General features: G+C 62.0%; 21 protein-coding genes and 2 pseudogenes. 9 read left to right on the top strand and 14 right to left on the bottom strand.

What is annotated here, in order from left to right; translation table 11 throughout:
• Nucleotides 1-30: 30 nt before the first annotated feature.
• Nucleotides 31-630 carry a CZB domain-containing protein gene (locus LCHO_RS22180; protein ID WP_012347344.1) on the top strand — a complete coding sequence of 200 codons (600 nt, stop codon included), beginning with the start codon at nucleotides 31-33 and terminating at the stop codon, nucleotides 628-630.
• 6 nt (nucleotides 631-636) lie between these two features.
• On the opposite strand, the gene LCHO_RS11625 is transcribed toward LCHO_RS22180, so the two are convergent.
• The 3 genes from LCHO_RS11625 to LCHO_RS11635 form a co-directional block, all read right to left on the bottom strand.
• Entirely contained in the window at nucleotides 637-1,569 is a 933-nt protein-coding gene (locus LCHO_RS11625) for a dienelactone hydrolase family protein (RefSeq protein WP_012347345.1), read from the bottom strand.
• A gap of 112 nt (nucleotides 1,570-1,681) precedes the next feature.
• Complete coding sequence (locus LCHO_RS11630; RefSeq protein WP_012347346.1) at nucleotides 1,682-3,004, bottom strand: UDP-glucose dehydrogenase family protein; 1,323 nt, start codon at nucleotides 3,002-3,004, stop codon at nucleotides 1,682-1,684.
• 205 nt (nucleotides 3,005-3,209) lie between these two features.
• Complete coding sequence (locus tag LCHO_RS11635; protein ID WP_012347347.1) at nucleotides 3,210-3,815, bottom strand: FxDxF family PEP-CTERM protein; 606 nt, start codon at nucleotides 3,813-3,815, stop codon at nucleotides 3,210-3,212.
• 303 nt (nucleotides 3,816-4,118) lie between these two features.
• Between LCHO_RS11635 and LCHO_RS11640 the strand changes: the two genes are divergently transcribed.
• Nucleotides 4,119-4,571: an FxDxF family PEP-CTERM protein gene (locus LCHO_RS11640; protein ID WP_012347348.1), complete on the top strand. Its 453-nt coding sequence runs from the start codon at nucleotides 4,119-4,121 to the stop codon at nucleotides 4,569-4,571.
• Nucleotides 4,572-4,731: 160 nt separating this feature from the next.
• Here LCHO_RS11640 and LCHO_RS24315 read toward each other — a convergent pair.
• Nucleotides 4,732-4,824: pseudogene (locus tag LCHO_RS24315) on the bottom strand (PEPxxWA-CTERM sorting domain-containing protein); the annotation flags it as partial.
• A 721-nt stretch (nucleotides 4,825-5,545) separates the two neighbouring features.
• Here LCHO_RS24315 and LCHO_RS22185 point away from each other — a divergent pair.
• From LCHO_RS22185 to LCHO_RS11660, 3 genes and pseudogenes are all read left to right on the top strand, one after another.
• Nucleotides 5,546-6,199 carry a PEP-CTERM sorting domain-containing protein gene (locus tag LCHO_RS22185; protein ID WP_050757348.1) on the top strand — a complete coding sequence of 218 codons (654 nt, stop codon included), beginning with the start codon at nucleotides 5,546-5,548 and terminating at the stop codon, nucleotides 6,197-6,199.
• A gap of 334 nt (nucleotides 6,200-6,533) precedes the next feature.
• A pseudogene (locus tag LCHO_RS23720) lies at nucleotides 6,534-7,031 on the top strand (FxDxF family PEP-CTERM protein); the annotation flags it as partial.
• 162 nt (nucleotides 7,032-7,193) lie between these two features.
• Nucleotides 7,194-7,577 (top strand): RidA family protein, encoded by a 384-nt coding sequence (locus LCHO_RS11660; protein WP_012347352.1) that lies wholly within the window; start codon nucleotides 7,194-7,196, stop codon nucleotides 7,575-7,577.
• A 34-nt stretch (nucleotides 7,578-7,611) separates the two neighbouring features.
• Here the strand turns inward: LCHO_RS11660 and LCHO_RS11665 are convergent, their stop codons facing one another.
• From LCHO_RS11665 to LCHO_RS22770, 3 genes are read right to left on the bottom strand one after another with little or no spacing between them, the layout of a single operon-like run.
• Nucleotides 7,612-9,177: an ATP-binding protein gene (locus LCHO_RS11665; protein ID WP_012347353.1), complete on the bottom strand. Its 1,566-nt coding sequence runs from the start codon at nucleotides 9,175-9,177 to the stop codon at nucleotides 7,612-7,614.
• Nucleotides 9,178-9,181: 4 nt separating this feature from the next.
• Nucleotides 9,182-9,442, bottom strand: a complete 261-nt coding sequence (locus LCHO_RS11670) for a DUF2442 domain-containing protein (protein ID WP_012347354.1) — start codon at nucleotides 9,440-9,442, stop codon at nucleotides 9,182-9,184.
• Nucleotides 9,414-9,617: a DUF4160 domain-containing protein gene (locus LCHO_RS22770; RefSeq protein ID WP_083772718.1), complete on the bottom strand. Its 204-nt coding sequence runs from the start codon at nucleotides 9,615-9,617 to the stop codon at nucleotides 9,414-9,416. The genes LCHO_RS11670 and LCHO_RS22770 overlap by 29 nt, the downstream gene beginning before the upstream one ends.
• A 17-nt stretch (nucleotides 9,618-9,634) precedes the next feature.
• On the opposite strand from LCHO_RS22770, the gene mntA reads away from it, so the two are divergent.
• Both mntA and hepT read left to right on the top strand, forming a co-directional pair.
• Nucleotides 9,635-10,021 (top strand): type VII toxin-antitoxin system MntA family adenylyltransferase antitoxin, encoded by a 387-nt coding sequence (gene mntA / locus LCHO_RS11675; RefSeq protein ID WP_012347355.1) that lies wholly within the window; start codon nucleotides 9,635-9,637, stop codon nucleotides 10,019-10,021.
• Nucleotides 10,021-10,419, top strand: coding sequence for a type VII toxin-antitoxin system HepT family RNase toxin (gene hepT / locus LCHO_RS11680; protein WP_223210438.1), 399 nt, complete (start codon nucleotides 10,021-10,023; stop codon nucleotides 10,417-10,419). Before mntA ends, hepT begins: the two co-directional genes overlap by 1 nt.
• 24 nt (nucleotides 10,420-10,443) lie before the next feature.
• On the opposite strand, the gene LCHO_RS11685 is transcribed toward hepT, so the two are convergent.
• From LCHO_RS11685 to LCHO_RS11700, 4 genes are read right to left on the bottom strand one after another with little or no spacing between them, the layout of a single operon-like run.
• Nucleotides 10,444-12,015, bottom strand: a complete 1,572-nt coding sequence (locus LCHO_RS11685; RefSeq protein ID WP_012347357.1) for an ATP-binding protein — start codon at nucleotides 12,013-12,015, stop codon at nucleotides 10,444-10,446.
• Between the two features lie 28 nt (nucleotides 12,016-12,043).
• Complete coding sequence (locus LCHO_RS11690) at nucleotides 12,044-13,639, bottom strand: ATP-binding protein (RefSeq protein ID WP_012347358.1); 1,596 nt, start codon at nucleotides 13,637-13,639, stop codon at nucleotides 12,044-12,046.
• Between the two features lie 28 nt (nucleotides 13,640-13,667).
• Entirely contained in the window at nucleotides 13,668-15,251 is a 1,584-nt protein-coding gene (locus tag LCHO_RS11695) for an ATP-binding protein (protein ID WP_012347359.1), read from the bottom strand.
• A 28-nt stretch (nucleotides 15,252-15,279) separates the two neighbouring features.
• Nucleotides 15,280-16,857 (bottom strand): ATP-binding protein, encoded by a 1,578-nt coding sequence (locus LCHO_RS11700; RefSeq protein ID WP_012347360.1) that lies wholly within the window; start codon nucleotides 16,855-16,857, stop codon nucleotides 15,280-15,282.
• Nucleotides 16,858-16,879: 22 nt separating this feature from the next.
• Here LCHO_RS11700 and LCHO_RS22195 point away from each other — a divergent pair, with 22 nt between their 5' ends.
• Both LCHO_RS22195 and LCHO_RS23965 read left to right on the top strand, forming a co-directional pair.
• Nucleotides 16,880-17,572 carry an FxDxF family PEP-CTERM protein gene (locus tag LCHO_RS22195; RefSeq protein WP_223210439.1) on the top strand — a complete coding sequence of 231 codons (693 nt, stop codon included), beginning with the start codon at nucleotides 16,880-16,882 and terminating at the stop codon, nucleotides 17,570-17,572.
• Between the two features lie 268 nt (nucleotides 17,573-17,840).
• Entirely contained in the window at nucleotides 17,841-18,734 is an 894-nt protein-coding gene (locus LCHO_RS23965) for a PEPxxWA-CTERM sorting domain-containing protein (protein WP_012347362.1), read from the top strand.
• Between the two features lie 117 nt (nucleotides 18,735-18,851).
• Here LCHO_RS23965 and LCHO_RS23405 read toward each other — a convergent pair whose 3' ends face one another.
• From LCHO_RS23405 to LCHO_RS22200, 3 genes are all read right to left on the bottom strand, one after another.
• On the bottom strand, nucleotides 18,852-21,548 hold the full coding sequence (locus tag LCHO_RS23405; RefSeq protein WP_012347363.1) for a right-handed parallel beta-helix repeat-containing protein: 2,697 nt from the start codon (nucleotides 21,546-21,548) through the stop codon (nucleotides 18,852-18,854).
• An 840-nt stretch (nucleotides 21,549-22,388) separates the two neighbouring features.
• The gene (locus tag LCHO_RS22775) at nucleotides 22,389-23,183 is read right to left on the bottom strand and encodes a WecB/TagA/CpsF family glycosyltransferase (RefSeq protein WP_083772719.1); all 795 of its coding nucleotides are present in this window, start codon (nucleotides 23,181-23,183) and stop codon (nucleotides 22,389-22,391) included.
• On the bottom strand, nucleotides 23,155-24,078 hold the full coding sequence (locus LCHO_RS22200) for a glycosyltransferase family A protein (protein WP_012347365.1): 924 nt from the start codon (nucleotides 24,076-24,078) through the stop codon (nucleotides 23,155-23,157). Before LCHO_RS22200 ends, LCHO_RS22775 begins: the two co-directional genes overlap by 29 nt.
• Nucleotides 24,079-24,115 lie beyond the last annotated feature (37 nt).

Consider the following 24,115-nt stretch of genomic DNA (forward strand, 5'->3'; position numbering starts at 1 on the left):
CGGACGGGCCCGTCTCACCGAGGGATTTCGATGGCCTGGCTGGAATGGTTCGTGCACTTGGCAGCGCGTCTGCGCATCGTCGACGCTTCAGGCGGCAACTGGGCGGCGGTGCCGTCGACGCTGCCGGCGCCGGTGTGCGGCAGCGAGCACGATACCGAGCTTGACGGTCTCGATTTCGGACGGGCCATGCGGGTCCACCAGCAGTGGAAAAGCCGCCTCGTCGACGTGCTCGACGGCGCCGACGACAAGCGCTACAGGATGGAGCAGGTGCGCCGCGACGACTGCTGCGAACTCGGCCGGTGGCTGCACGGCCCCGGCTGCACCCACTACGGCCACCTGCCCAGCTTCCGCAAGCTGGTGCTCAGCCACCGGGCCTTCCACGTGGCCGCGGCCGACGTGCTGGCCACCCATCAGGCGGGCCAGACCGAAGCGGCCCGCAACATGATCGAGTCCGGCCTGTACGCCAAGTTCTCGGTGCGCGTGCAAGGCATGCTGGCGCAGTTCTTCCTGGACCGCAGCGGCCGGGTCTCGGTGCGCTTCCCCAAGTCGGCCAGCATGCCGCTGACACGCAGCGAGCCGTTCCGGCCGGCTGCGTCGCATACACCGCAGGCAACGCCGCACCAGGCCTGATGCCGATCAGCCGGCCGCTCGCAGCGTGCGGTTGAAGAACGCCAGCGTGCGATCCCAGGCCTGCCTGGCGGCCGCCTCGTCGAAACGCGGCGTGGTGTCGTTGTTGAAGCCGTGTTCGGTCTTCGGGTAGATGTGGGCCTCGTAGCGCACGTTGGCGGCCTTCAGCGCCGCCTCGTAGGCCGGCCAGCCGGCGTTGATCCGCTCGTCGTTGCCGGCATGGTGCAACTGCAGTTCGGCCTTGATCTGCGGCACCTGATCGGCCGCCGGGCCCGGCCCGTAGAACGGCACGCCCGCCACCATCGTGCTGCCCAGGCGCGTGGCCAGGAAATTGACCATGCCGCCGCCAAAGCAGAAGCCCACCACACCGAGCCTGCCGCTGCCCGCGGGCAGGGCGTGCGCGTAACGCGAAGCGGCGATGAAATCCTCGCGCACCTTGGCCTGGTCGAGCTGGCCGAACAACGCACGGGCCTTGTCCTCGTCGCCAGGATAACCGCCCAGCGTATGCAACGCATCGGGCGCGAAGGCGATGAAGTTGTCGAGCGCCAGGCGGCGGGCGATGTCCTCGATGTGCGGGTTCAGGCCGCGGTTCTCGTGCACCACCAGCACGACGGGCAGCTTGCCGGCAGCCTGGGCCGGGCGCACCAGATAACCCCGCACCTTGCCGTAGCCGGCCGGCGAATCGATCTCGACGAACTCGGCCTTGATGCGTGCATCGGTGGGTGACACCTTCTGCGCAAAGGCGAACCGCGGGCTGAGCGCCGCCAGCAACCCCGCACCACCGATGCCACCGGCTGCAAACCGGCCGGCCGAGTCGATGAACGCACGCCGGTCGATCTGGCCGTGCACGTACTGGTCGAACAGGCGCAGCACTTCGGGCGGGAAATCGCTGGCACGGCCCAGCGGGCGCTGCTCGGAAAGGCGGTCGCTCTCGAGTGACATCGGTGAACTCCTGACTTTTTGGGAAAAATCAGTAGATCACCGTTCAAGATCCTTCGCCGGCAGCAGGGAAACCGCCGGCCGCAGCGCGGGCAGCCCCGTCGACCTCAATCCCTCACGGCCGCCCGATGCAGTGGTATTCCAGCCCCATCGCGCGGATCAGCGCCGGCTCGTACAGGTTGCGGCCGTCGAACACACGCTTGTCCTTGAGCGCATCGCGGATGCCGTCGAAATCGGGCGTGCGGAACTCCTTCCACTCGGTGACGATGATCAGCGCGTCGGCGCCTTCGAGCGCGGCGCTGGCGCCACTGGCGTAGGCGAGCTGCGCGCTGGCGGGCATCACGCGGCTGGCCTCGTGCATCGCCACCGGGTCATAGGCCTGGATGCGGGCACCGCGGCGGTTGAGTTCCTCGATGATCACGCGGCTGGGAGCCTCGCGCATGTCGTCGGTGTTGGGCTTGAAGGCCAGGCCCCAGAGCGCGAAGGTGCGCCCGCTCAGGTCCTCGCCGTACTTGGCGACCACCTTGTTGACGAGCACCAGCTTCTGTTCGTCGTTGACGGCCTCGACCGCCTCCAGCATCTTGCTCGGCAGGCCGGCATCGGCCGAGGTCTTGGCCAGCGCCTTGACGTCCTTGGGGAAACAGCTGCCGCCGTAACCCGCACCGGCGTACAGGAAGTGCGTGCCGATGCGCGGATCCGAGCCGATGCCCTGGCGCACCAGTTCGATGTCGGCGCCCATCACCTCGGCCAGACGCGACAGCTCGTTCATGAAGCTGATGCGGGTGGCCAGCATCGCGTTGGCGGCGTACTTGGTGAATTCGGCGCTCTTGATGTCCATCACCATCATGCGATCGCGGTTGCGCGTGAACGGCGAATACAGCGCGCGCATCAGCAGGATCGCGCGCTCGTCGTCCGCACCCACCACCACGCGGTCCGGACTCATGAAATCCTTGACCGCCGCGCCCTCTTTCAGGAACTCGGGGTTCGAGCACACCGCGAAATCGAGCTTGATGCCGCGCTTGGCGATCTCGTCGGCCACGGCGGCCTGCACCTTGTCGCCGGTGCCCACCGGCACGGTGCTCTTGTCGACGATCACCTTGAAGTCGGTCATCGTGCGGCCGATGGCGCGGGCCGCCGCCAGCACGTACTTCAGGTCGGCCGAGCCATCCTCATCGGGCGGCGTGCCGACCGCGATGAACTGGATCGTGCCGTGCGACACCGCGCGTTCCACGTCGGTGGTGAACTGCAGCCGGCCGGCCGCCACGTTGTTGCGCACCACCTCCAGCAGACCCGGCTCGTGGATCGGGATGCCACCTTCGTTGAGCGTCTTGATCTTGTCGGCGTCCAGATCCAGGCACAACACGTGGTTGCCCATTTCCGACAGGCAGGCGCCCGTGACCAACCCCACATACCCAGTGCCGACGACGGTGACTTTCATTCGATGTGCTTCCTCGATTCCGAAGCCGTGGGTTTTAGCAGATCCATGCGACGCGAATACCCTCGGATCGAGGCCCGGCCCCGATCCCCGGCACCGAGCGCGAAATGCTGCCGGAGTCCCTGTCGCGACACCCCGACGCAGCCCCCAAACGCGCAGCGGGCCCGAAGGCCCGCCGTCTGCGCGGATCAGCTGATCGTCGACCGGGTCACTGGTCCTGCGCCTGGGCCTGCCGCCGCCGCCGCATGAAGCCGATCGCACCCAGGCCCGCCAGCAGCATCGCGTAGGTTTCCGGCTCCGGCACGGCCGTCACGCTGACGTTGTCGAGCAGGGCGCCGGCATTGTCGCCACCACGGTTGTGGAACAGCAGCGCAAACGAGCCGTTGCCACCCGCCGTGAAACTCAGGGTGCGGGTGGAAAAACCATCGCCGGGATTCAGGGTGTAGGTGCCCGCCGCACTGCCGAAAGTCACGTCGACGATATCGGACGGATATCCACCACTGGGCACATTGTTGCCGGCCAGATCGAACGACAGCTGATAGGTCGTGCCGCCCGTCAGATTCAGAAACTTGAACAGCGTGCCACCTTCGGAGGTGGAGCCGTCCAGATCGACATACAGGCCATTGCCCGGCACATAGTCGTACAGGAAACCGCTACCGATGATGTCCACCGTGCCACCGCCCAGAAACCAGCCGGTCGGCACGGTGTTCACGGCCGGCGTGTTGGCGTCGAAGTTGTCCTCGAACACCGGAGCCGCCTGAGACCAGCCCGCGACCGAAAGCAACCCTGCGAAAACGACAGTGCGCAATTTCATGATGATTCCCTTGAAATTTGACCGTTGTACCTGCCAGCCCCATACCGCAGGGTTGAACCGATTCTGCTGACATGTGCACATCTCGTGGCCCCGCATTCAGGGGGATTCCACGTCCAGCGCCCATTCGACCCCTCCAGATGAGGGGGGACAACCTGAACCCATGCTGCATCGCCGCATGCAGTCCTGTTCATACCCTCAGGTGCGGGATAGGTAAAAACCATCGACTGCCGACAATGAAAACCAGTGTGGTGCCGCCGTGGCGGTGCATCACGCAAACCATTTCAACCGCCCGGGGAGATTTACATGAAGCTGAAATCCATTCTTGCGATTGCCGCCCTGAGCCTGGGTGCAATGGCTGCCAATGCCGGCACCCTGCAAGCGACCTCGACCGCGAACACCTACAAGTTCACCGGCACCGACGACGACTCGTTCTCCTTCGTTCTGAGCGGCTCGAATGCCGTCGGTTCGAGCGTGATCGATTTCCTCACCGGAGGCATCACCAGCGTCACCATCGACGGCACGAGCTTTGTCAATGTGCTCGGCGATGGTTCGTTCTGGTCGTTCACGGGCATCCTGGGTGCCGGTTCGCACACGTTGAGCGTCGACGCCACGGCACCCGGCCTGTACAAGGGCTCGCTGCAGATGACGCCGGCGACCGCCCCGGTTCCGGAACCCGAAACCTACGCCATGCTGCTCGCCGGCCTGGGCGCCATCGGTTTCATGAGCCGTCGCCGCAAGGGCATCGGTCACTCCTGATCGACACCCGTCATCTCGACCTCGAGATGCGAGGCAGCCCAGGCGGGCTGCCTTTTTTTCGTCCGAACACTCCTTGCGACGAAAAAAAGCGGGCCGAAGCCCGCTTGAAAGAGCGCCCATCGCATACAGCCATGCGACGGCGCCCTTCTCTCGACCTGACTCAGGCCTTGTTCTTGCGCCGACGGGCCATCGCACCCACCACGCCCATGCCGGCAAGCAGCATGGCGTAGGTCTCGGGTTCCGGAACCGACGACACCACCGGGCCGACCGTCAGCTGGCCGCCGGCCGGCTCGGTCAGCCAGGCGAAGCTGGACGTGCCCGTGCCGTCGTAGGTCAGCTCGTAGCTGTTGTCCGAGCCGGTGATGGCGAAGTGGTAGAAGTAACCACTCAGGTCGGTGAACACGCCGGTCGAGAAGCCGTCCAGCTTGACATCGCCCAGGCCACCTGACAGGTTGTAGAGCGAGCCGGTCAGGCCCAGGACCGTGTCCGAACCCGTGTAGGTGATGGTTTCGGTCGCGGCGAAGCTGCTGGCCGCAGCAGCGCTGAGCGCCACGGCGGCGATGATGGATTTGAGTTTCATGAAGTTTTCCCCGGGCGGTTTATGTGGGTTGTGTGGCGCACCGCCACGGCGGCGCCACACGGATTTCCATTTTCGGCACCAGCCGTTTTTCACCAATCCCGCAACCAAGGGCTGATACGAATCGGGCGTGGTTATGTCGCATCGAATCCGTTCGAGCCGACGACAAAACCACCGACAGATATCAATTCAGGTCAGACATGCCCGAAACGCCACTTATTCACGGGTATCGAAACCACCCGACTGCGGTGATCCCTGCAAATGGGGGCTTGTTCTGGCGCTGATCGGATGAATCCGCTTGCGGGCCCTTCGTAGGATCCGTTCCATACCTGCAGACCTTCAAATCGACGCACCCGATGGGCGGCTGCGCGAATCGACAGCAGGCCGGGAGGGTCACTTGAACCGCACCATCAGCCAACGCGCACGGTGGATGGCCGCCATCGCCACCACAGCCTTGTCGGCAGCAGGCGCGGCGCAGGCCCAGACCACCCTCACCGAAGACTTCAACCACGGCGTCAGCCTGGTCGGTGGCGCCTACCGCGGCAACAACACCGTGTCGGGATGGCTCAGCACGGGCACGGCCGACGCCGTGAGCGTCGGTGGCGCCAACAGCGCCAATGCCGACAACTTCATCAGCCTGGCCAACGGTGGCGCCCTCACCTACGGGTTCGCGCTGTCCGGCACGTCGGATCTGGACCTGTCGTTCTGGTACACGCGCTCATCGAGCGACAACAGCTTCATCGCCAGCGTGACACTGACCGGCCAGACACCGATCGTGCTGCTGCGCGACGGCACCCACAGCGGCAACCCCGGCGCCGATCAGAACAAGACCGCGCAATACGGCACCACGTTCAGCGGGCTTGCCGCGGGCGACTACAGCCTGACCTTCAACTACACGGGCACCGCGCGCGGCAACTCGGTCTTCCAGTTCGACGATGTCGCCATGACGATCAGCGCCGTGCCGGAACCGCAGCCCTACGCCCTGCTGCTGGCCGGGCTGGGCGCCGTCGGATTCATGGCTCGCCGCCGCCGCCGCACCGATCCGACCTGACAGACATTCAGCCCGCCGAAGCGCCCTGACGGGCGCATTTTCATTTCTCGGGCGAGCACACACCCCAAATTGGCAAAACACGATTTCAGCCCAATCCGCGACCCTTTGTTCACGGGGTCGATCTGCCGGATCACCACAAAACCCCCTTGAACACGGGACTCCGCCAGCGCCTTGCACCCTTACTGCACTGCACCACAAGCCGTAGCATGAAACCGCAGATTCGCGCCGGGCAGCGAAACCTCGAACCCAGCCTTACCGCCCGTGTCAAACCGATCCAGGGAAACACATGATCCGCATCAATCACCTTCTGAAGACCGGCGCACTCGCCGCGGCGATGTTGCTGGGCGCGCAGGCGCACGCACAGAGCATCACCAACGGCACCTTCGACAGCGACCTGACCGGCTGGGGCCAACCCGGCACGACCGCCGTGACCTGGTCCAGCTTCGGCACGGCGTTCTTCAACGCAAGCACCGACGTCCTGAGCCAGGTGATCGGCGTGATCGGCGGGCAGCAGTATGAAATGACGTTTTCGTACCTCTCCAGCGGCAGCGCGGGCAACGCCCTGCGAGTCGACTTCGGTGGCGCAGCGTTCAATCCGGCCATGGTTGGTTATGTATCCACGGACGGCGACGTGTTCAACCAGACCTACAGCTTCACCGCCACCTCGACCGGCAACACCACGTTGCGTTTCCTGGGCGTGAACGGCCGCAACACCCACCTCGACAACGTCAGCATCTCCGCCGTTCCCGAACCCGAAACCTACGCCATGATGCTCGCCGGTCTCGGTGCCGTCGGCTTCATGGCGCGTCGTCGCAAGTTCAAACAGGCATGATCGGGTGGCTGCGCCACGGGCGCAGCGCCGGCTGATCCCAGAAGCGCCTTCCGAGGCGCTTTTTTCATGGGCATCGAGGACCAACATCCGTCAGACCACCCCTGCAGTCGCACTACGATCCCTGCTCGGCACAAAAGGTCTATCGCCGAGAGGAAACATCGCGTGGATACCCATCAGAAAGCTCCCACCTCCGACATCACCCGTTTTCACCCCGGCCCGCGCTACTGCGAAGCCACGGTACACAACGGCACCGCCTACCTCGCGGGGCAGGTTGCCGATGACGGTTCGCAGGACATCCGCGGCCAGACCGCGCAGGTGCTCGCCGCGATCGACCGCTTGCTGGCCGAGGTGGGCAGCGACCGATCGCGCATCCTGATGGCACAGATCCACCTGGCGGACCTGGCCGACTATGACGGCATGAACGCGGTCTGGGACACCTGGGTGCCCCACGGCCACGCGCCGCCGCGGGCCACCGTGCAGTCACGGCTGGCGCGCCCCGAATGGCGCATCGAGATCGTGGTGACCGCCGCGGTGATGGCCGCATAGGCACGACCGCGCACGCGGTCCGGCCGGCCGTGCGTCAGGCCGTCAGCGTCTCGACCTCGAACCCGACGATGTTGCGATCCGCCTTGCTGAACTCCACCCCGATCAGGTGGATCGGCTCACCGCGGCTGCGGTACTTGTCGGCGTAGCCGCGCTCGCGGATCTGGCGCAGGGCCTCGCCGCGCGCGGCCTGCTCGACCACCTTGAACTCGAAGATGAACACCCGGCCCTCGAACAGCACCACCATGTCGATGCGGCCGTGGTGGGTGGCGTCCTCGACCCGGATGTCCAGGCCCAGCGCCGCAAAGTGGCTGTAGAACACGCTGGCGTAATAACCCTCGAAGCCGGCGAGTTCGTTCTTGCGATACCAGTCGTTGGGGATGCTGGCGAACAAGGCGCGCAGCAGCACCTGCATGGCCGGCAGGTTCGCGGTCTTGAGGATCTCGATCAGCCGGATGCGGGCGTTCAAGGCCTGGCGCTCGGGCACGCCATAACCGACCAGCAGCGCGCGGTTGAGGCTGGTCTCGACCTCGCGGTTCGGATAACCCAGCGTGTAGATCTGCTCGCCCGGCATCGGCCGGCTCACGCCGTGCAGCGTCAGGTAGCCGGTCTGGAACAGCAGGGCTTCCGGGGCGATGTGGTCGACGTCGAAGCTCGACAGCAGCGACAGATCGCTTTGCAGGCTGCTCAGGTCGGGGGTGTGGAAGTGCTGCTCGGCCAGCAGCTTGACCAGGAAGGTGGGCGCGCCGGTCTCGAACCAGTAGGGCCGGAACTCGCGGCTCTCGAACAGCCGCAACAAATCGAACGGGTTGTAGACCGACTCGCCCAGCCAGTTGTAGCCGTTGTACCGGCGCCGGATTTCCTCTCGATCCAGACCTGGCAGCTCGGGCGCGAACACCGTGTCCACATCCGCGTCGGTGTAGCCGCAGAGTGCGCTCCATCGTTCATCGAGCGTGATGTTCTGCAGGTGGTTCAGCCCGGAGAACAGGCCTGCCATGCTGAATCTGGACACACCGGTCAGAAAGACAAATTTCAGGTGCGCATCGGCATCCTTGAGCACCGAATAGAAATTCATGAGCCCGTCGCGCATCTGCCGCGCAATCTCCGGGTCGGTGATGTTGTCCAGGATCGGCTTGTCGTATTCGTCGATCAGCACCACGGCGGACTGGCCGTGCTGCTCATGCGCCAGTCGGATCAGCTCGGCGAAGCGGCTCGCGATGCTCTCGTACGTGCCCTGCACACCCAGCTCGCGCTGGGCATCCCCCAGGATCTCGAAGATGCGCCGCTCCAGTTCGGCCCGGCTCTGCAGCACACCATCGGCAAAACTGATGCGGATCACCGGATGGCGCCGGGTCCAATCCCAGCGCGTCTCGGCCGCCAGACCCTCGAACAACGCCCGGTTGCCCTCGAACAGCTCCTTGAAGGTATCCACCAGCAGGCTCTTGCCGAAGCGGCGCGGCCGGCTCAGGAAGAAGTACGAGCCCGAATCGATCAGGTCGATCGCCAGGCCCGTCTTGTCCACGTAGTAGCAGCCCTGCTGGCGCAGCTTGGCCAGGGTCTGGATGCCGATCGGCAGCTTGCGGCGCGGAGATTCAACAGCCATGAATTCAGCCGTCAACGGCTCGCGAGATCAGCGGGAAGTTCTCCGGCTTTCGGATCGATTCGATCGACAGATCCATGTCGAGCTGCGGCCAATAGAGATGGTTCTCGCTCGGGCGTTCGACGTTCGAAAGCTGCTCGATCGTTGCCGACTTGAACCATGGAAACGCCGCGAACGGCACTGCAAGCTCTTCATCGCCCAGCAAAAGCCAGAAGCAGTGCATGGATACGTTGGTGACCTCAGCCGCCAAAGTGACGATGCCAGGCATCTTCGATCTCCTGAATATGCTTTTCAACGACAGTCTGCGCCTGCCGTACCTGCAGGTTGGAGAGCCCTGTGTTCACGGCCAAGTGTACCGACGGCGTGAGCCAGAACTTTGCTTCGCCGTCCGCGTGCGAAACATGTTGTCGTGGCTGGCCGACAAACGGGCGTTGACGTTGCATACCGTACGATCCCTGCCATGCACGGCACAGACCCGATCGAAACCGCCATCGCCAACCATCCCGAACTGGAGACGGTGCTGCTGTTCGGCTCGCTGGCCCAGGGGCGGGCACGCGCAGACAGCGACGTCGATATCGCCGTTCAAGCACGGCATGCCTTGAGCGCCGAAGAAAAGATGGCCTTGATCGCCGACCTGGCCGATACCACCGGCAGAGCGGTCGACCTGGTCGACCTGCGCACGGTGGGTGAGCCCTTGCTGGGGCAGATCCTGGCCCACGGCCGGCGCATCCGTGGCAGCGACGCGGCCTACGCCGCACTCATCAGCCGGCACGTCTTCGACAACGAAGACTTCATGCCTTATGTCCGGCGCATGCTGGCCGAGAGGAGAAAAGCGTGGATCGGTTAGTGCTGGAACGCAAGCTCGAGTCGCTGCGACGCTGCCTTGTGCGTGTGCGCAGCAAGTGCCCGGCCTCGCTGCCAGAATTGCTCGGTGATGTCGACGCTCAGGACGTGCTGGTATTGAACCTCAGTCGCGCCGTGCAGTTGTGTGTCGACATGGCCGCACACCTGCTTTCCGAACTGGAACTGCCACCACCGAACACGATGGGTGAAACGTTCACCCGATTGACAGAAGCGAGCGTGATCGACGCAACCTTGGCTCAAGCCATGCGCCGATCGGTCGGATTCCGGAATTTGGCTGTCCATAACTATGACGAGATCGACTGGGCCATCGTCTTCGCCATTGCCACCCTGCATCTGGATGATTTCGAGCGATTTGCGCAGCGAGTGACTGAACGATTGTGAGCGATCCCCAGGCCCCGGGGAACTTCAGCCCGCCAGCGTCTCCACCTCGAACCCGACGATGTTGCGATCGGCCTTGCTGAACTCCACCCCGACCAGGTGGATCGGCTCGCCGCGGGCGCGGTACTTGTCGGCGTAGCCGCGCTCGCGGATCTGGCGAAGCGCCTGGCCGCGGGCGGCCTGCTCGACCACCTTGAACTCGAAGATGAACACCCGGCCCTCGAACAGCACCACCATGTCGATGCGGCCGTGGTGGGTGGCGTCCTCGACCCGGATGTCCAGCCCGAGCGCCGCGAAGTGGCTGTAGAAGACGCTGGCGTAATAACCCTCGAAGCCGGCGATGTCGTTCTTGCGAAACCAGTCGTGCGGGATCGACGCGAAGAAGGCTTGGAACAGCGCCTGCAGCGCCGGCAGGTCGGCCGTGCGCAGCAGCTCGATCAGCCGGATGCGCGCGTCGAACGACTCGCGATCGGGCACGCCGTAGCCTTCGAGCAGCGCGGCGTTCAGGCTGGATTCGACCTCGCGGTTCGGATAACCCAGCGTGTAGACCCATTGCCCGGGAATCGGCTGGCGCACGCCGTGCAGCGTCAGGTAGCCGGTCTGGAACAGCAGCGCCTCGGGGGCGATCTTCTCGACGTCGAAGGTCGACAGCAGCGTCAGGCTCGCGTGCACGCGGCTGAGGTCGGGCGTGAAGAAGTGCTTGGCCGCCAGCAGATCAACCAGGAAGGTGGGCGTTCCGGTCTCGAACCAGTAGGGCCGGAACTCGCGGTTCTCGAACAGCAGCAGCACGTCGAAGGGGTTGTAGACCGACTCACCCAGCCAGTTGTAGCCGTTGTACCAGCGCCGGATCTCGTCGCGGTCCAGCCCCGGCAGCTCGGGGGAGAACACGGTGTCGATGTCCGCGTCGGTGTAGCCGCACAGGGCGCTCCAGCGCGCGTCGAGCGTGATGTCGCGCAGGTTGTTGAGGCCCGAGAACAGGCTCACCTTGCTGAATTTGCTCACCCCGGTCAGGAAGACGAACTTGAGGTGCGCGTCCGAACCCTTGAGCACCGAATAGAGATTCCTGAGCCCATCTCGCATCTCGCGCGCCAGATCGGGCCGGGTCAGGTTGTCGAGGATCGGCTTGTCGTATTCGTCGATCAGCACCACCACGGGAGCACCCAGCGCCTCGTGCGTGAGTTCGATCAACTCGCTGAACTGGCCGCTGACGCTCTGGTGCTGGCACGTCACGCCGAACCGGCGTTGGTGATCTTGCAGGATCTCGAAGATGCGCTGGTCCAGTTCGGCCCGGCTCTGCAGCACACCATCGGCAAAACTGATCCGGATCACCGGATGGCGCCTGGACCAGTCCCAGCGTGTCTCGGCCGCCAGCCCCTCGAACAGCGCCCGGTTGCCCTCGAACAGCTCCTTGAAGGTATCCACCAGCAGGCTCTTGCCGAAGCGGCGCGGCCGGCTCAGGAAAAACGCCTTGCCGGACGACTCGATCAGGTCGATCGCCAGCCCGCTCTTGTCCACGTAGTAGTGGCCGGCCTCGCGGATTTCGCGCAGGTTCTGGATGCCGATCGGCAGCTTGCGGCGCGGTGTCGGTGACGAACTCATCGGCCCAGTGTAGGACCGAGTCATGGCTTCACGACGCCGCCAGCGTCTCCACCTCGAACCCGACGATGTTGCGATCAGCCTTGCTGAACTCCACCCCGATCAGGTGGATCGGCTCACCGCGGGCGCGGTACTTGTCGGCGTAGCCGCGCTCGCGGATCTGGCGCAGGGCCTCGCCGCGCGCGGCCTGCTCGACCACCTTGAACTCGAAGATGAACACCCGGCCCTCGAACAGCACCACCATGTCGATGCGGCCGTGGTGGGTGGCGTCCTCGACCCGGATGTCCAGGCCCAGCGCCGCAAAGTGGCTGTAGAACACGCTGGCGTAATAACCCTCGAAGCCCGCCAGCTCGTTCTTGCGATACCAGTCGTGCGGGATCGACGCGAAGAAGGCCTGGAACAGCGCCTGCAGCGCCGGCAGGTCGGCCGTGCGCAGCAGCTCGATCAGCCGGATGCGCGCGTCGAACGACTCGCGATCGGGCACGCCGTAGCCTTCGAGCAGCGCGGCGTTCAGGCTGGATTCGACCTCGCGGTTCGGGTAACCCAGCGTGTAGACCCATTGCCCCGGAATCGGCTGGCGCACGCCGTGCAGCGTCAGGTAGCCCGTCTGGAACAGCAGCGCCTCGGGGGCGATCTTCTCGACGTCGAAGGTCGACAGCAGCGTCAGGCTCGCGTGCACGCGGCTGAGGTCGGGCGTGAAGAAGTGCTTGGCCGCCAGCAGATCAACCAGGAAGGTGGGCGTGCCGGTCTCGAACCAGTAGGGCCGGAACTCGCGGTTCTCGAACAGCAGCAGCACGTCGAAGGGGTTGTAGACCGACTCACCCAGCCAGTTGTAGCCGTTGTACCAGCGCCGGATCTCGTCGCGGTCCAGGCCGGGCAGTTCGGGCGCGAACACGGTGTCGATGTCCGCGTCGGTGTAGCCGCACAGCGCGCTCCAGCGCGCGTCGAGCGTGACGTCGCGCAGGTTGTTGAGTCCGGAGAACAGGCTCACCTTGCTGAACTTCGATACCCCCGTCAGAAAGACGAAACGCAGGTTGGCGTCCATCTCCTTGAGTACCGAATAGAGGTTGCGCAGCCCTTCGCGCATCTCGCGCGCCACGTCGGGCCGGGTCAGGTTGTCGAGGATGGGCTTGTCGTATTCATCGACCAGCACCACGACGGTCTGGCCGAATCGGACATGGGCCTGAGCGATCAGGTCTGACAGATGCCCGGCCACATCGTCGGCCGGGATGTCGTCCGGCCGAGACAGGCCGAGCGCACTGCGGTTGGTGCGCAGATTGTGCTGAATGCGCTGCAGCAGCCCGGCTGCATCCTGCACCACGCCGCCGCCGAAGCTGATGCGGATGACAGGATGGCGCTTCTGCCAGTCCCAGCGTGTTTCTGCGGCCAGCCCGGTGAACAGCACCCGGTTGCCCTCGAACAGCTCCTTGAACGTGTCCACCAGCAGGCTCTTGCCGAAGCGGCGCGGCCGGCTCAGGAAAAAGTACGAGCCCGAATCGATCAGGTCGATCGCCAGGCCGCTCTTGTCCACGTAGTAGCAGCCCTGCTGGCGCAGCTTGGCCAGGTTCTGGATGCCGATCGGCAGCTTGCGGCGCGGTGTCGGTGTCGGTGTCAGTGACGAACTCATCGGCCCAGTGTAGGACCGAGTCATGGCTTCACGACGCCGCCAGCGTCTCCACCTCGAACCCGACGATGTTGCGATCGGCCTTGCTGAACTCCACCCCGACCAGGTGGATCGGCTCGCCGCGGCTGCGGTACTTGTCGGCGTAGCCGCGCTCCTGCAGTTGCTGCAGCGCACGCCCCTGCGGCACCAGTTCGACCACCTTGAATTCGAACAGCCACACCGCGCCGAAGCACAGCACCGCCATGTCGATGCGGCCCTTGCTGGTGGTGTCCTCGACCACGATGTCCAGGCCCAGTGCGGCGAAGTGGCTGTAGAAGATGCTGGCGTAGTAGCCCTCGAAGTCGGCGATGTCGTTCTTGCGGTACCAGTCGTGCGGGATGCCGGCAAAGAAGGCATGGAACAACCCGCGCAGCGCCGCCACGTCGCCGGCTTGCAGCAGGCGATAGAGCCGGCTGATCTGCGGCCCTGGTACAGAAAGACCGCCGCTCAGGCTTTGCAGCAAGCAGGTGTTCAGGCTGGCTTGCACCTCGTGGTTCGGGTATTTCAGCGTGACCTCGTACTGGTTCGGCAACTCCTCGACCGAGTCGATGGTCAGGTAGCCGGCCTGAAACATCAGCGCCTCCGTCGGGATGGTGTCCACGTCGAAGGTAGAGAGCAACTCCTCCGGCGCCACAGTACGGCCCAGGTCCGGCGTGAACTGGCGGCGCTCGGTCAGCAGCTTGATCAGGAAGGTGGGCGTGCCGGTCTCGAACCAGTAGGGCCGGAACTCGCGGCTCTCGAACAGCCGCAACAAATCGAACGGGTTGTAGACCGACTCGCCCAGCCAGTTGTAGCCGTTGTACCGGCGCCGGATTTCCTCTCGATCCAGACCTGGCAGCTCGGGCGCGAACACCGTGTCCACATCCGCGTCGGTGTAGCCGCAGAGTGCGCTCCATCGTTCATCGAGCGTGATGTTCTGCAGGTGGTTCAGCCCGGAGAACAGGCCTGCCATGCTGAATCTGGACACACCGGTCAGAAAGACAAATTTCAGGTGCGCATCGGCATCCTTGAGCACCGAATAGAAGTTCATGAGCCCCTCGCGCATCTGCAGCGCAATCTCCGGCGCGGCGATGTTGTCGAGGATCGGCTTGTCGTATTCGTCGATCAGCACCACGGCAGTGGCGTCGAAGTGCGCATGCGCCTGGCGGATCAGCTCGGCCAGATCGCTCGCCACATCCTCCGGCGGCAGATCGGCCGGCCGAAGCAACCCCAGGGCGCTCCGGTTGCTGCGCAGGTTGTGCTGGATGCGGTGTGCCAGCTCGGTGACGTTCTGCGCCACCCCGTCCGAAAAACTGATGCGGATCACCGGATGGCGCCGGGTCCAATCCCAGCGCGTTTCGGCCGCCAGACCCTCGAACAACGCCCGGTTGCCCTCGAACAGCTCCTTGAACGTATCCACCAGCAGGCTCTTGCCGAAGCGGCGCGGCCGGCTCAGGAAAAACGCCTTGCCGGACGATTCGATCAGGTCGATCGCCAGCCCGCTCTTGTCCACGTAGTAGTGGCCGCCCTCGAGGATCTCGCGCAGGTTCTGGATGCCGATCGGCAGCTTGCGGCGCGGTGTCGGTGACGAACTCATCGGCCCAGTGTAGGACCGAGTCATGGCTTCACGACGCCGCAAGCGTCTCCACCTCGAAGCCGACGATGTTGCGATCGGCCTTGCTGAACTCCACCCCGACCAGGTGGATCGGCTCGCCCCGGCTGCGGTACTTGTCGGCGTAGCCGCGGTCCTGGAGCTGCTGCAGCGCACGCCCCTGCGGCACCAGTTCGACCACCTTGAACTCGAACAGCCACACCGCGCCGAAACACAGCACCGCCATGTCGATGCGGCCCTTGCTGGTCGTGTCCTCGACCACGATGTCCAGGCCGAGTGCTGCGAAGTGGCTGTAGAAGATGCTGGCGTAATAGCCCTCGAAGGCCGACAGCTCGTTGCGGCGATACCAGTCGTGCGGGATCGAGGCAAAGAAGGCATGGAACAGCCCGCGCAGCGCCGCCACGTCGCCGGCTTGCAGCAGGCGATAGAGCCGGCTGATCTGCGGCTCGGGCACTTCGGGTGAGCCGCTCAGGCTCTTGAGCAGCACGTCGTTGAGGCTCGCCTGCACTTCCTTGTTCGGATACTTGAGCGTCAGCTCGCGCCGCCCCGGGATCTGCCAGACGCTGTCGATGGTCAGGTAGCCGGCCTGGAACAGCAGCGCCTCGGGCAGCAGCGTATCCACGTCGAAGGTCGACAGCAGCGAGTCGGTGGCGACGATGCGGCCCAGGTCCGGCGTGTACGGGCGGCGCTCGCTCAGCAGCTTGACCAGGAAGGTCGGCGTGCCGGTCTCGAACCAGTAGGGCCGGAACTCGCGGTTCTCGAACAGCCGCAACAAATCGAACGGGTTGTAGACCGACTCGCCCAGCCAGTTGTAGCCGTTGTACCGGCGCCGGATTTCCTCTCGATCCAGACCTGGCAACTCGGGTGCGAACACCGTGTCCACATCCGCGTCGGTGTAGCCGCAGAGTGCGCTCCATCGTTCATCGAGCGTGATGTTCTGCAGGTGGTTCAGCCCGGAAAACATGCCTGCCATGCTGAATCTGGACACACCGGTCAGAAAGACAAATTTCAGGTGCGCATCGGCATCCTTGAGCACCGAATAGAAATTCATGAGCCCGTCGCGCATCTGCCGCGCAATCTCCGGGTCGGTGATGTTGTCCAGGATCGGCTTGTCGTATTCGTCGATCAGCACCACGGCGGACTGGCCGTGCTGCTCATGCGCCAGTCGGATCAGCTCGGCGAAGCGGCTCGCGATGCTCTCGTACGTGCCCTGCACACCCAGCTCGCGCTGGGCATCCCCCAGGATCTCGAAGATGCGCCGCTCCAGTTCGGCCCGGCTCTGCAGCACACCATCGGCAAAACTGATGCGGATCACCGGATGGCGCCTGGACCAGTCCCAGCGTGTCTCGGCCGCCAGACCCTCGAACAACGCCCGATTGCCCTCGAACAATTCCTTGAAGGTATCCACCAGCAGGCTCTTGCCGAAGCGGCGCGGCCGGCTCAGGAAAAACGCCTTGCCGGACGACTCGATCAGATCGATCGCCAGCCCGCTCTTGTCCACGTAGTAGTGGCCGCCCTCGCGGATCTCGCGCAGGTTCTGGATGCCGATCGGCAGCTTGCGGCGCGGTGTCGGTGACAGTGACGAACTCATCGGACCAGTGTAGGACCGAGTCATGGCTTTACGACGCCGCCAGCGTCTCGACCTCGAACCCGACGATGTCGCGATCGGCGTGAGCAGCCGAAGCGGGCCCTGGAACCAGCAAAACCCCGTGCACGCGGGATGGTGCCCCCATGACCCTGCATCCACCATCGCCCATGGCCAGATGCACCGGGCGGGGCACCTGGCCACGCTGTTTTCAACACCACCCGCCAGGGAAACAACCATGCATCTGATGAAAAAACTGGCCCTCGCGGCCGTGCTGGCCACCGGCGCTGCCAGCAGCGCCATGGCTGCGGACACCAACGTGGCCATCGACCTCGGCGGCTCGTTCACGGCGCTGCTCGAACAGATCACGATCGGCAGCCTGTCGAACGTGACCGGCCACCTGAACTTTGCCAGCGGCAACTACATCCTCGGCCCGTTCAGCTTGATGCTTGCCGACCCCGGCAGCAACGTGACGGTGGACTTCGGCTCCGCTGGCAGCGTGTTGGCCACCCCGACCGGCTACTCGTTCGCGTTCAACAACGTGGCCGCCGGCACCTACCTGCTGAGCGCCACCGGCAACAACGCCTTCGGCGCCACCGCAGTGAATGCCACCTACACGGTCACGGCCGCGCCGGTGCCGGAACCCGAAACCTACGCCATGCTGATGGCTGGCCTGGGCGTGGTGGGCTTCATGGCTCGTCGCAAGAAGAAGGTTGCCTGATATAGGCGACCTGCGCCCCGTGGACACGGGGCTTGTGCGGCACGCCCTGCAGAACAAAAACCCTGTCAGGCAGGTCACGTGGCTTGTCAAGCCCTCCACCCCGCCATCAAGGGGGTCCGAGACACTTAAAGCCTGAAACCCCCTATACAAGGGAGCCAGTTTCATTGAGGAATACCCCGGCGGCTTCGAGAATAAAACTAGGTCAACGGTGTGGTTTTCCATCTCTGAAAACGCAACCGTGGCCTCCTCAACCTCTTCGGGAGTCTCCATGAAACTACGCCTTGCCGCCCTGGCCGCCATGATGGTCATCGGCGCAGCGCCCGCTCACGCGGTGTCGTCTTCGTCGGCATCCTTCACCGACATCACGTTCCAGCTGGTTGACCTCAATCCTCTGGACGCGCTCACGCCGTACCTCACGTTCATCAATGGCAGCTCGGCTGCCAGCACGGTGAGCACCAACGTCAGCCTCAACGATCCTGACACCGGCTCCGATGGCGGCAGCAACACCAAGACGGGTGTGCGATCGACCACTTCCAAGTCGTCGTCGCAAGACTTCGGCGCAACCACTGCCAATGCCTCCGTCGTTGGCAACAATGCCACCACGCTCAACGGCGCCGGCACCTACACCAGCGCCCTTTCGTCGGTGTCTGCGAGCGGTTCTGCCTACAGCCCGACCGCGGGCGGCTACGCCAGCTACAGCGCAACCGCTCAAGTTCCCAACTACTGGTACTCGTCCAACTTCCTGCTGAGCGCAAACACGATCCTGATCGTGACGGCCAATGGGGCTGCTTCCGCGCAAAATTCGGTCGGTTACGATGGCTTGACTGGCAGTTCTGAAAACTCGTATGCGCAACTCAGTTTCAACCTGAGCGGTTCCGGGCCGTCGGGTTCGGGTAGCCAGGGCGCCAGCGATTCGATCTCTCTCTACAACTACTACTGGTACGGCACCGGTGCACAAAGCGACGCCCGCGTCATGGGCGGTGCTTTCACGAACCTCAGCAACGTCGACCTCTATGGCACGCTGTCGCTGCAGGCCACCGTCTCCGGTGACTCGAGCGTGGTTTCCCTGCCCGCCCCGGTTCCTGAGCCCGAAAGCTACGCCATGATGCTGGCCGGCCTCGGTGCCATCGGCGCCATGGCTCGCCGCCGCAAGCAGAAGTAAACGTATTCCTGCCGCGCAGACTGCGCGGCTCGGAAAACGGAAAATGGAAAACGGCAGATCAGATGATCTGCCGTTTTGCTTTGGGGGCCATGGGGCCCCCATCTGTTTTGAACCGCGTCAGTTGCTCCAGGCCGAACCGGCGCGCAACAAGAGCTTGGCCGTTCGCGCTGGCACCACGACAGGCAACGCCACAGCGTTATCCATTGTGTCCGTCACCGCACAACCGGCCGGCCAACCCAGCGCACTGCAATCAAAGCTGCGATCCACCGTGCCAGCGGCGGCCACCGCGACAAACTCACTGGCCGGCGCCAGCTTGTAGGACAAGATCTCACGCAGCGAGACATTGTCGAAAGCGACCGACATCTTGGCAGGCGACGCACGGAGCATGGTCACAGCTTGTGCCGATGTTGACGCCACGAAGTTCCCGGTGAACCTGCCAACCTCACCCTTTTGACCCACCATCGAACTCGACGACACCATACCGGGCATCTTGACGTAAGAAACGAATGGCTGGGTCGCACTACCGACGAACGGCGGTGCAATATTGCCATTGGCAAGGTACATCGCGTCGAACGATACCTGATACATCTTACCCGCGGTCAACGTAGCAGCCGAACTGCTGACATAGTCAGCCATGTTCGTATTGGTGAACAACAGGCAGGTTCCCGTGCAGCCAGGCGTGGAAGCACTCGCTGCAAAAACACGCCCTGTACCGGGCGGCACAAACCATGCATTCCAACTGTTCAGGGCATTCGCAAAACCCCCATTGGTGATCAACTCCGCGCCCATAACAGGCCGATGTGTCACGTAGCGCGGCTTTGCCGGCACAATCGTTTCTCCTGCATTCAAGTTGCGCCAAGCGGCAGGATCAAGATAAGCATCTGACTTGGCCGTCGTCACGCGTGCAAAACGCGCGCCGTCAGCGTTCAACATCAAGACACGATTCAGCGCGAATGAATTCGAGCCATTCGTCAAAGTGGCGGTACCTGAATACAGGTTGCGAAAGATAAAAGCTTGCGGCGAGTTGACCATAGGCAATGCCGGGTAACTTCCTGTGGCATTGGACAAACGCACGATCTCGTTGCCAATGACTGCATTGCCCGTCATGTAGTCGGCATCGGTCTGGTCCATATTGGACCAAATCGCCGACGCCGTATTCAACCAAAGCTTGTTGCTTTCGATGACATGATTAGAACCATTGTGGACATAGACGCCATACTGGCCACCCGAAACCGTGTTATCACGCACGGTAGTTCCGAGTGAAAAATCATCCAGATAAATGCCAGCAACAAGCGACCCACCGGAAATCGCACTGCTACGCCGCGCTACGGTGTCTTGAATCAGATTACCTGTGACTAGCGCACTTTGGTTGCTGGTGACACGACTGGCTTTCGGGCCGTTCCAGGTATAAATTCCTGCGCAATCAGTCAAACGTGCGCAGTGTCCCGCAATCCGGTTGCCCGCGACACGAGACCCGCCCGTACCGGAAAACCGAATCCCCAAGTACGCCGAATTCTGGATGAAATTATTTTCCACCGATGATTCCGGCCCCACCAGGATGGCACCGAGCGAGTTGCCCGCCATAGCCTGAGTACCCGTTTCGAGCACTGTATTGCCGATCACATCAACCCGCATTGCACTGGTGGCATTGATTCCGTTTGCTCCATTGTCCGAAATCAGGCTATTGCGCAGATCAAGCCCGCGTGCAGTGCCGACGGGTGCCGCACGAAGCGCCACTTGCACACCATTGCGCCCATGGCCTCGCACCTCAACGCCACTCACGCTGGACTCAGGCGTATCGCTTAGCGCCAGTCCATCCAAGCGAGCCATCTCGATTGCAATGCCGCTGATCCTCAAACCCTTGCGGCCGGACAGCGCCACAGCCACATCTCGTACCGAACCTTCCACTTGGGTGGTATTCAGGCTAGCCTGAGACGTGGCATCAGCCGGATAGACATACACCGTGTTGGTGGCCGTGTCGTGAAAAAACTCACCTGGTGCATCAACCATCCATTTTTTGTCGGCCAACACGTATTCGGTGGTCGAACCTGTGGCGTATACCGTGGCCGTTCCCAGACCGACAACATTGGTGCTACTGCTGAAACTGCTGATGTTGCTCGAATCGACCGACCACGCAACGCTGCGCAACAAAGCAATGGCCCCCACGATATCCTTGCCAGCCAAGAGTGCAGCGTCAGCAGCCTTGATCTTGAACTGGGTATTGGAAGCTGCAGTACTCGCATCGGCCACCGCAAAGCCGCCAGCAGCAGAATGGTTAGGCCATTGCGCCAAACGCTGCGCGGCGCCATTGATGAACAAGCGCCCGATCTTGGGCGTGCCTGCAGGCACCTTGCGCGACCATATGTTGCCTGATTTCGCCCACCCGCCAGAAAAGTTGTCCGAGCCCAGAATGCGCGGTTTGCTCGTCACGCATTCGGCCCCATACGATCCGAAACTGATACTGTCAGCGAACTGCGTGGCACCGAGGCTCAGCGATTCGCGCCACACAGCACCGCACCGCAGAAACACTGCTTGCCCTGTGCTCAAGCCGGCCTTGGAGATACGCGCAAGCGTCTTCCAAGGTGCTGCCTGACTACCCGAGTTGGTGTCGCTACCTGCCGATGCGTCTACATAGTAATCACCGGCCGCCGCGGCCTGAATGCGCGACGTCCCATCAATCGCCTGGCTGCCAGCAACTGGCGAAGCGACATCTTCATCGCTACCGCCGCCGCAACCGCTCAACCCGCCAGCCAACGCGGCGAGCATCAGTGAACAGCCCACGGCCGGACTGCTCAACATGAAAAAACGTGCCATCGAAACCCCGTGTTTTTTTGCGCGAGACAGAGATCAAGTCCTGCTCGCAAGGCCAAGCGCCGTAGCGTCGCAACGCCACCCATCAGATGTACATAAAAACAGACAAGTCTGTCAGCTTTTGAGGAGTTGACTGCCGCCTGGAACCCGCCGGAACAGGGGGCGAACACCCCATGTACGCGCCTTTGTGCAACTGCCACACAACACCTGTGAACTGTCGTGGTCAATGACCTGAGTGATGCAAGGTGAGCCGTTTCCGTCGACCTGATTTGTCATGATCCTCCGCGTCCTGCCAAATCTGCAACTCGCGTGTTGGAGACTTGGTCGCGGCATGACCAATGAGATCGTTCAGAAGTTGCCGCAGTCTCGGTCGGTTCCAACAGCACCGGCACTGGAACCGTGCTCGTGTGCCCTGACCGACTAGGCAGTGCTCGGCCGCACCACAGAGCGGACAGCGAAACCATCTAACCAACAGTGCGAGATCAGGGTCTGCTCGCATCACTCCCGTAGCGGAACAGGAAGTCGGTCAGCGACACCCCTTCTGGAACTGGTTCATGGCCATCGTCGCGCCTCCTGCTTAGGTAACGGTGTCGGGTGTCTCGGGCGACGAGCCTTGCTGAGGTTAGTGACGAATCAGGTCTTCACTTATGGATACCTTGTCATTCAAGTCTTCTGCTCGCGCCCTGATTTTATCAATCGCAGCTTCGCTCACGCCTACTCAAAGCACCCTCGACGGGAGCTATATTTCCCAAGCACAATATACGAGACACCCCTCAACTATTCAACATCGCAATTGTGCAAATTAAAATAAAGCACATAAGCAGCAAAACTAATTTCAATTATTTAGCGCAAAATTCTGTAAATAACAGCCTTCAACAACATTACTAAAGCAAACGGCAAATCATCAATCAAATATCTACGAATCAGTCGTCGAGGTTCAAGCACCATTCGATGCAACCATTCAAGACCAATAACCTGCATCCACTTGGGTGCGCGCGCCATCTCCCCAGCCACAAAACTAAAAGTTACACCCACCCCAATCCACCAAATATCCGAACGAATACCCCGAAGCCTAGAAATCAGATGCTCTTGCTTTGGCGAACCCAGACCAACAAATACTATCCGAGCAGAGCTGTGTCGAACGAATTCATCTAACTCAGTCAGTTGACGCTCATCTTTCTCGAACCCAAATTCTGGACACACACTACCAGCAACTTCAAGCAGAGGGTATCGATCCCTCAATATAATCGCCGCCGCCTCAGCCACTCCCGGATTACCTCCAATAAGTGCGACTGGCAATCCACCTCGGGCACTTTTTTCACAAACACTTAAAAACAAATCAGAGCCCGGAACCCGTTCTGCCAACTTATCGCCTCGGAGACGCGCAGCCCAAACGATCGGGGCCCCATCCGGGGTAAAAATATCTGCAGAAGAAACAAGATGCTTAAATAACGCATCGCGAACAATGCGCCTAACAATATCAACATTCGGAGTTACGACCCAGCCTCCCCTTCCCTCCTTGGCTGCCTCAACAATATAACGTCCAGTCTCAGCCAACCCGAGGCAGCTAAATGGCACCCCTTCAAGCTCTACACAAGGGATCGCCTTATCAACCATGATCAGCCAAAATCCTTGCATTCAACTCAGCTGTTGCCCTTGCCTTCCCAACAAGTAAACAGCGAAGCTGATACTTACGGAGAAATCGAACAAACTCAGCATTGTCGTACCGCTTGACTCGCAATAACATGCTACGCAAATACCCGTACAACATTGATGCACCACCAAAAAAAACTGGGGGCCTACTCATACGAAACACCGCACTAGCGATCATGTACATGATCCCAGTTCCCATAAAATATTGCCCAAATCCATGACGTTGCCGACCAGTCAATATTCCTTTGTGGCTAGATCCCATAGCACGAAGATGCAGAAACCGTAACTCAGGCTCATCCCAACTGCTCGCTAACCACCCTTTCATTCTGCATGTGTGGCAATCGATTCCATCCCACATTACCTCGCGCACAAAACCGCCAATATCCTCAAAGCAGGATACTCGATAAAATTTTGTCATTCCAACCGACATCTCGTCGCCGCACTCTTCGCTAACAAGTTTTCCAGTTATCGGATGCGGATAATACGGCTTACCACTACAAGTGCCGAGACGCGGATTTTCGTTCATTTTTCCGATCAAAATCTCGAAGTAGCGAGAGCCAATCTCCAGATCAAGATCAAACTTACAGATATACTCAAAATCACGAACATCAATCAATCGGAGGCCATCATAAAACGCCTCTATGACACCAGGACCGACCTGCCTAACGCCTCTATCGGCCCTTTGATGTATTTCAATGAATGAGTATTTTTCCGCATACTCTCGCAGAATATCCGACGTGCCATCAGTAGACCCATCATCCACGATCACCCACTTTGCAGGCAATATTGACTGTCTCACAACACTTTCGAGTGTCCGCCGAGCATAATCTATCTCATTCCGACAAGGAGTCACCAAACAATAACTTTTAAACTGAATCATATTAATACTTATATTTTAAAAATTAACGCAATATACG

The sequence above is a fragment of the Leptothrix cholodnii SP-6 genome (assembly GCF_000019785.1).
Lineage (GTDB): Bacteria > Pseudomonadota > Gammaproteobacteria > Burkholderiales > Burkholderiaceae_C > Sphaerotilus > Sphaerotilus cholodnii.

Bases quoted from the DNA above. Each gene is read 5' to 3' on its own strand.
- LCHO_RS11665 (WP_012347353.1), bottom strand. From the start codon at position 9,177: ATGGCTGTTGAATCTCCGCGCCGCAAGCTGCCGATCGGCATCCAGACC.
- LCHO_RS11685 (WP_012347357.1), bottom strand. From the start codon at position 12,015: ATGAGTTCGTCACCGACACCGCGCCGCAAGCTGCCGATCGGCATCCAG.
- LCHO_RS23965 (WP_012347362.1), top strand. From the start codon at position 17,841: ATGAAACTACGCCTTGCCGCCCTGGCCGCCATGATGGTCATCGGCGCA.
- LCHO_RS11625 (WP_012347345.1), bottom strand. From the start codon at position 1,569: ATGTCACTCGAGAGCGACCGCCTTTCCGAGCAGCGCCCGCTGGGCCGT.
- LCHO_RS11630 (WP_012347346.1), bottom strand. From the start codon at position 3,004: ATGAAAGTCACCGTCGTCGGCACTGGGTATGTGGGGTTGGTCACGGGC.
- LCHO_RS22775 (WP_083772719.1), bottom strand. From the start codon at position 23,183: ATGCAAGGATTTTGGCTGATCATGGTTGATAAGGCGATCCCTTGTGTA.
- LCHO_RS22200 (WP_012347365.1), bottom strand. From the start codon at position 24,078: ATGATTCAGTTTAAAAGTTATTGTTTGGTGACTCCTTGTCGGAATGAG.
- LCHO_RS11700 (WP_012347360.1), bottom strand. From the start codon at position 16,857: ATGAGTTCGTCACTGTCACCGACACCGCGCCGCAAGCTGCCGATCGGC.
- LCHO_RS11635 (WP_012347347.1), bottom strand. From the start codon at position 3,815: ATGAAATTGCGCACTGTCGTTTTCGCAGGGTTGCTTTCGGTCGCGGGC.
- LCHO_RS11690 (WP_012347358.1), bottom strand. From the start codon at position 13,639: ATGAGTTCGTCACTGACACCGACACCGACACCGCGCCGCAAGCTGCCG.
- LCHO_RS22180 (WP_012347344.1), top strand. From the start codon at position 31: ATGGCCTGGCTGGAATGGTTCGTGCACTTGGCAGCGCGTCTGCGCATC.
- LCHO_RS11640 (WP_012347348.1), top strand. From the start codon at position 4,119: ATGAAGCTGAAATCCATTCTTGCGATTGCCGCCCTGAGCCTGGGTGCA.
- LCHO_RS11670 (WP_012347354.1), bottom strand. From the start codon at position 9,442: ATGCCTGGCATCGTCACTTTGGCGGCTGAGGTCACCAACGTATCCATG.
- mntA (WP_012347355.1), top strand. From the start codon at position 9,635: ATGCACGGCACAGACCCGATCGAAACCGCCATCGCCAACCATCCCGAA.
- LCHO_RS23405 (WP_012347363.1), bottom strand. From the start codon at position 21,548: ATGGCACGTTTTTTCATGTTGAGCAGTCCGGCCGTGGGCTGTTCACTG.
- LCHO_RS11695 (WP_012347359.1), bottom strand. From the start codon at position 15,251: ATGAGTTCGTCACCGACACCGCGCCGCAAGCTGCCGATCGGCATCCAG.
- LCHO_RS22770 (WP_083772718.1), bottom strand. From the start codon at position 9,617: ATGCAACGTCAACGCCCGTTTGTCGGCCAGCCACGACAACATGTTTCG.
- LCHO_RS22195 (WP_223210439.1), top strand. From the start codon at position 16,880: ATGGCTTTACGACGCCGCCAGCGTCTCGACCTCGAACCCGACGATGTC.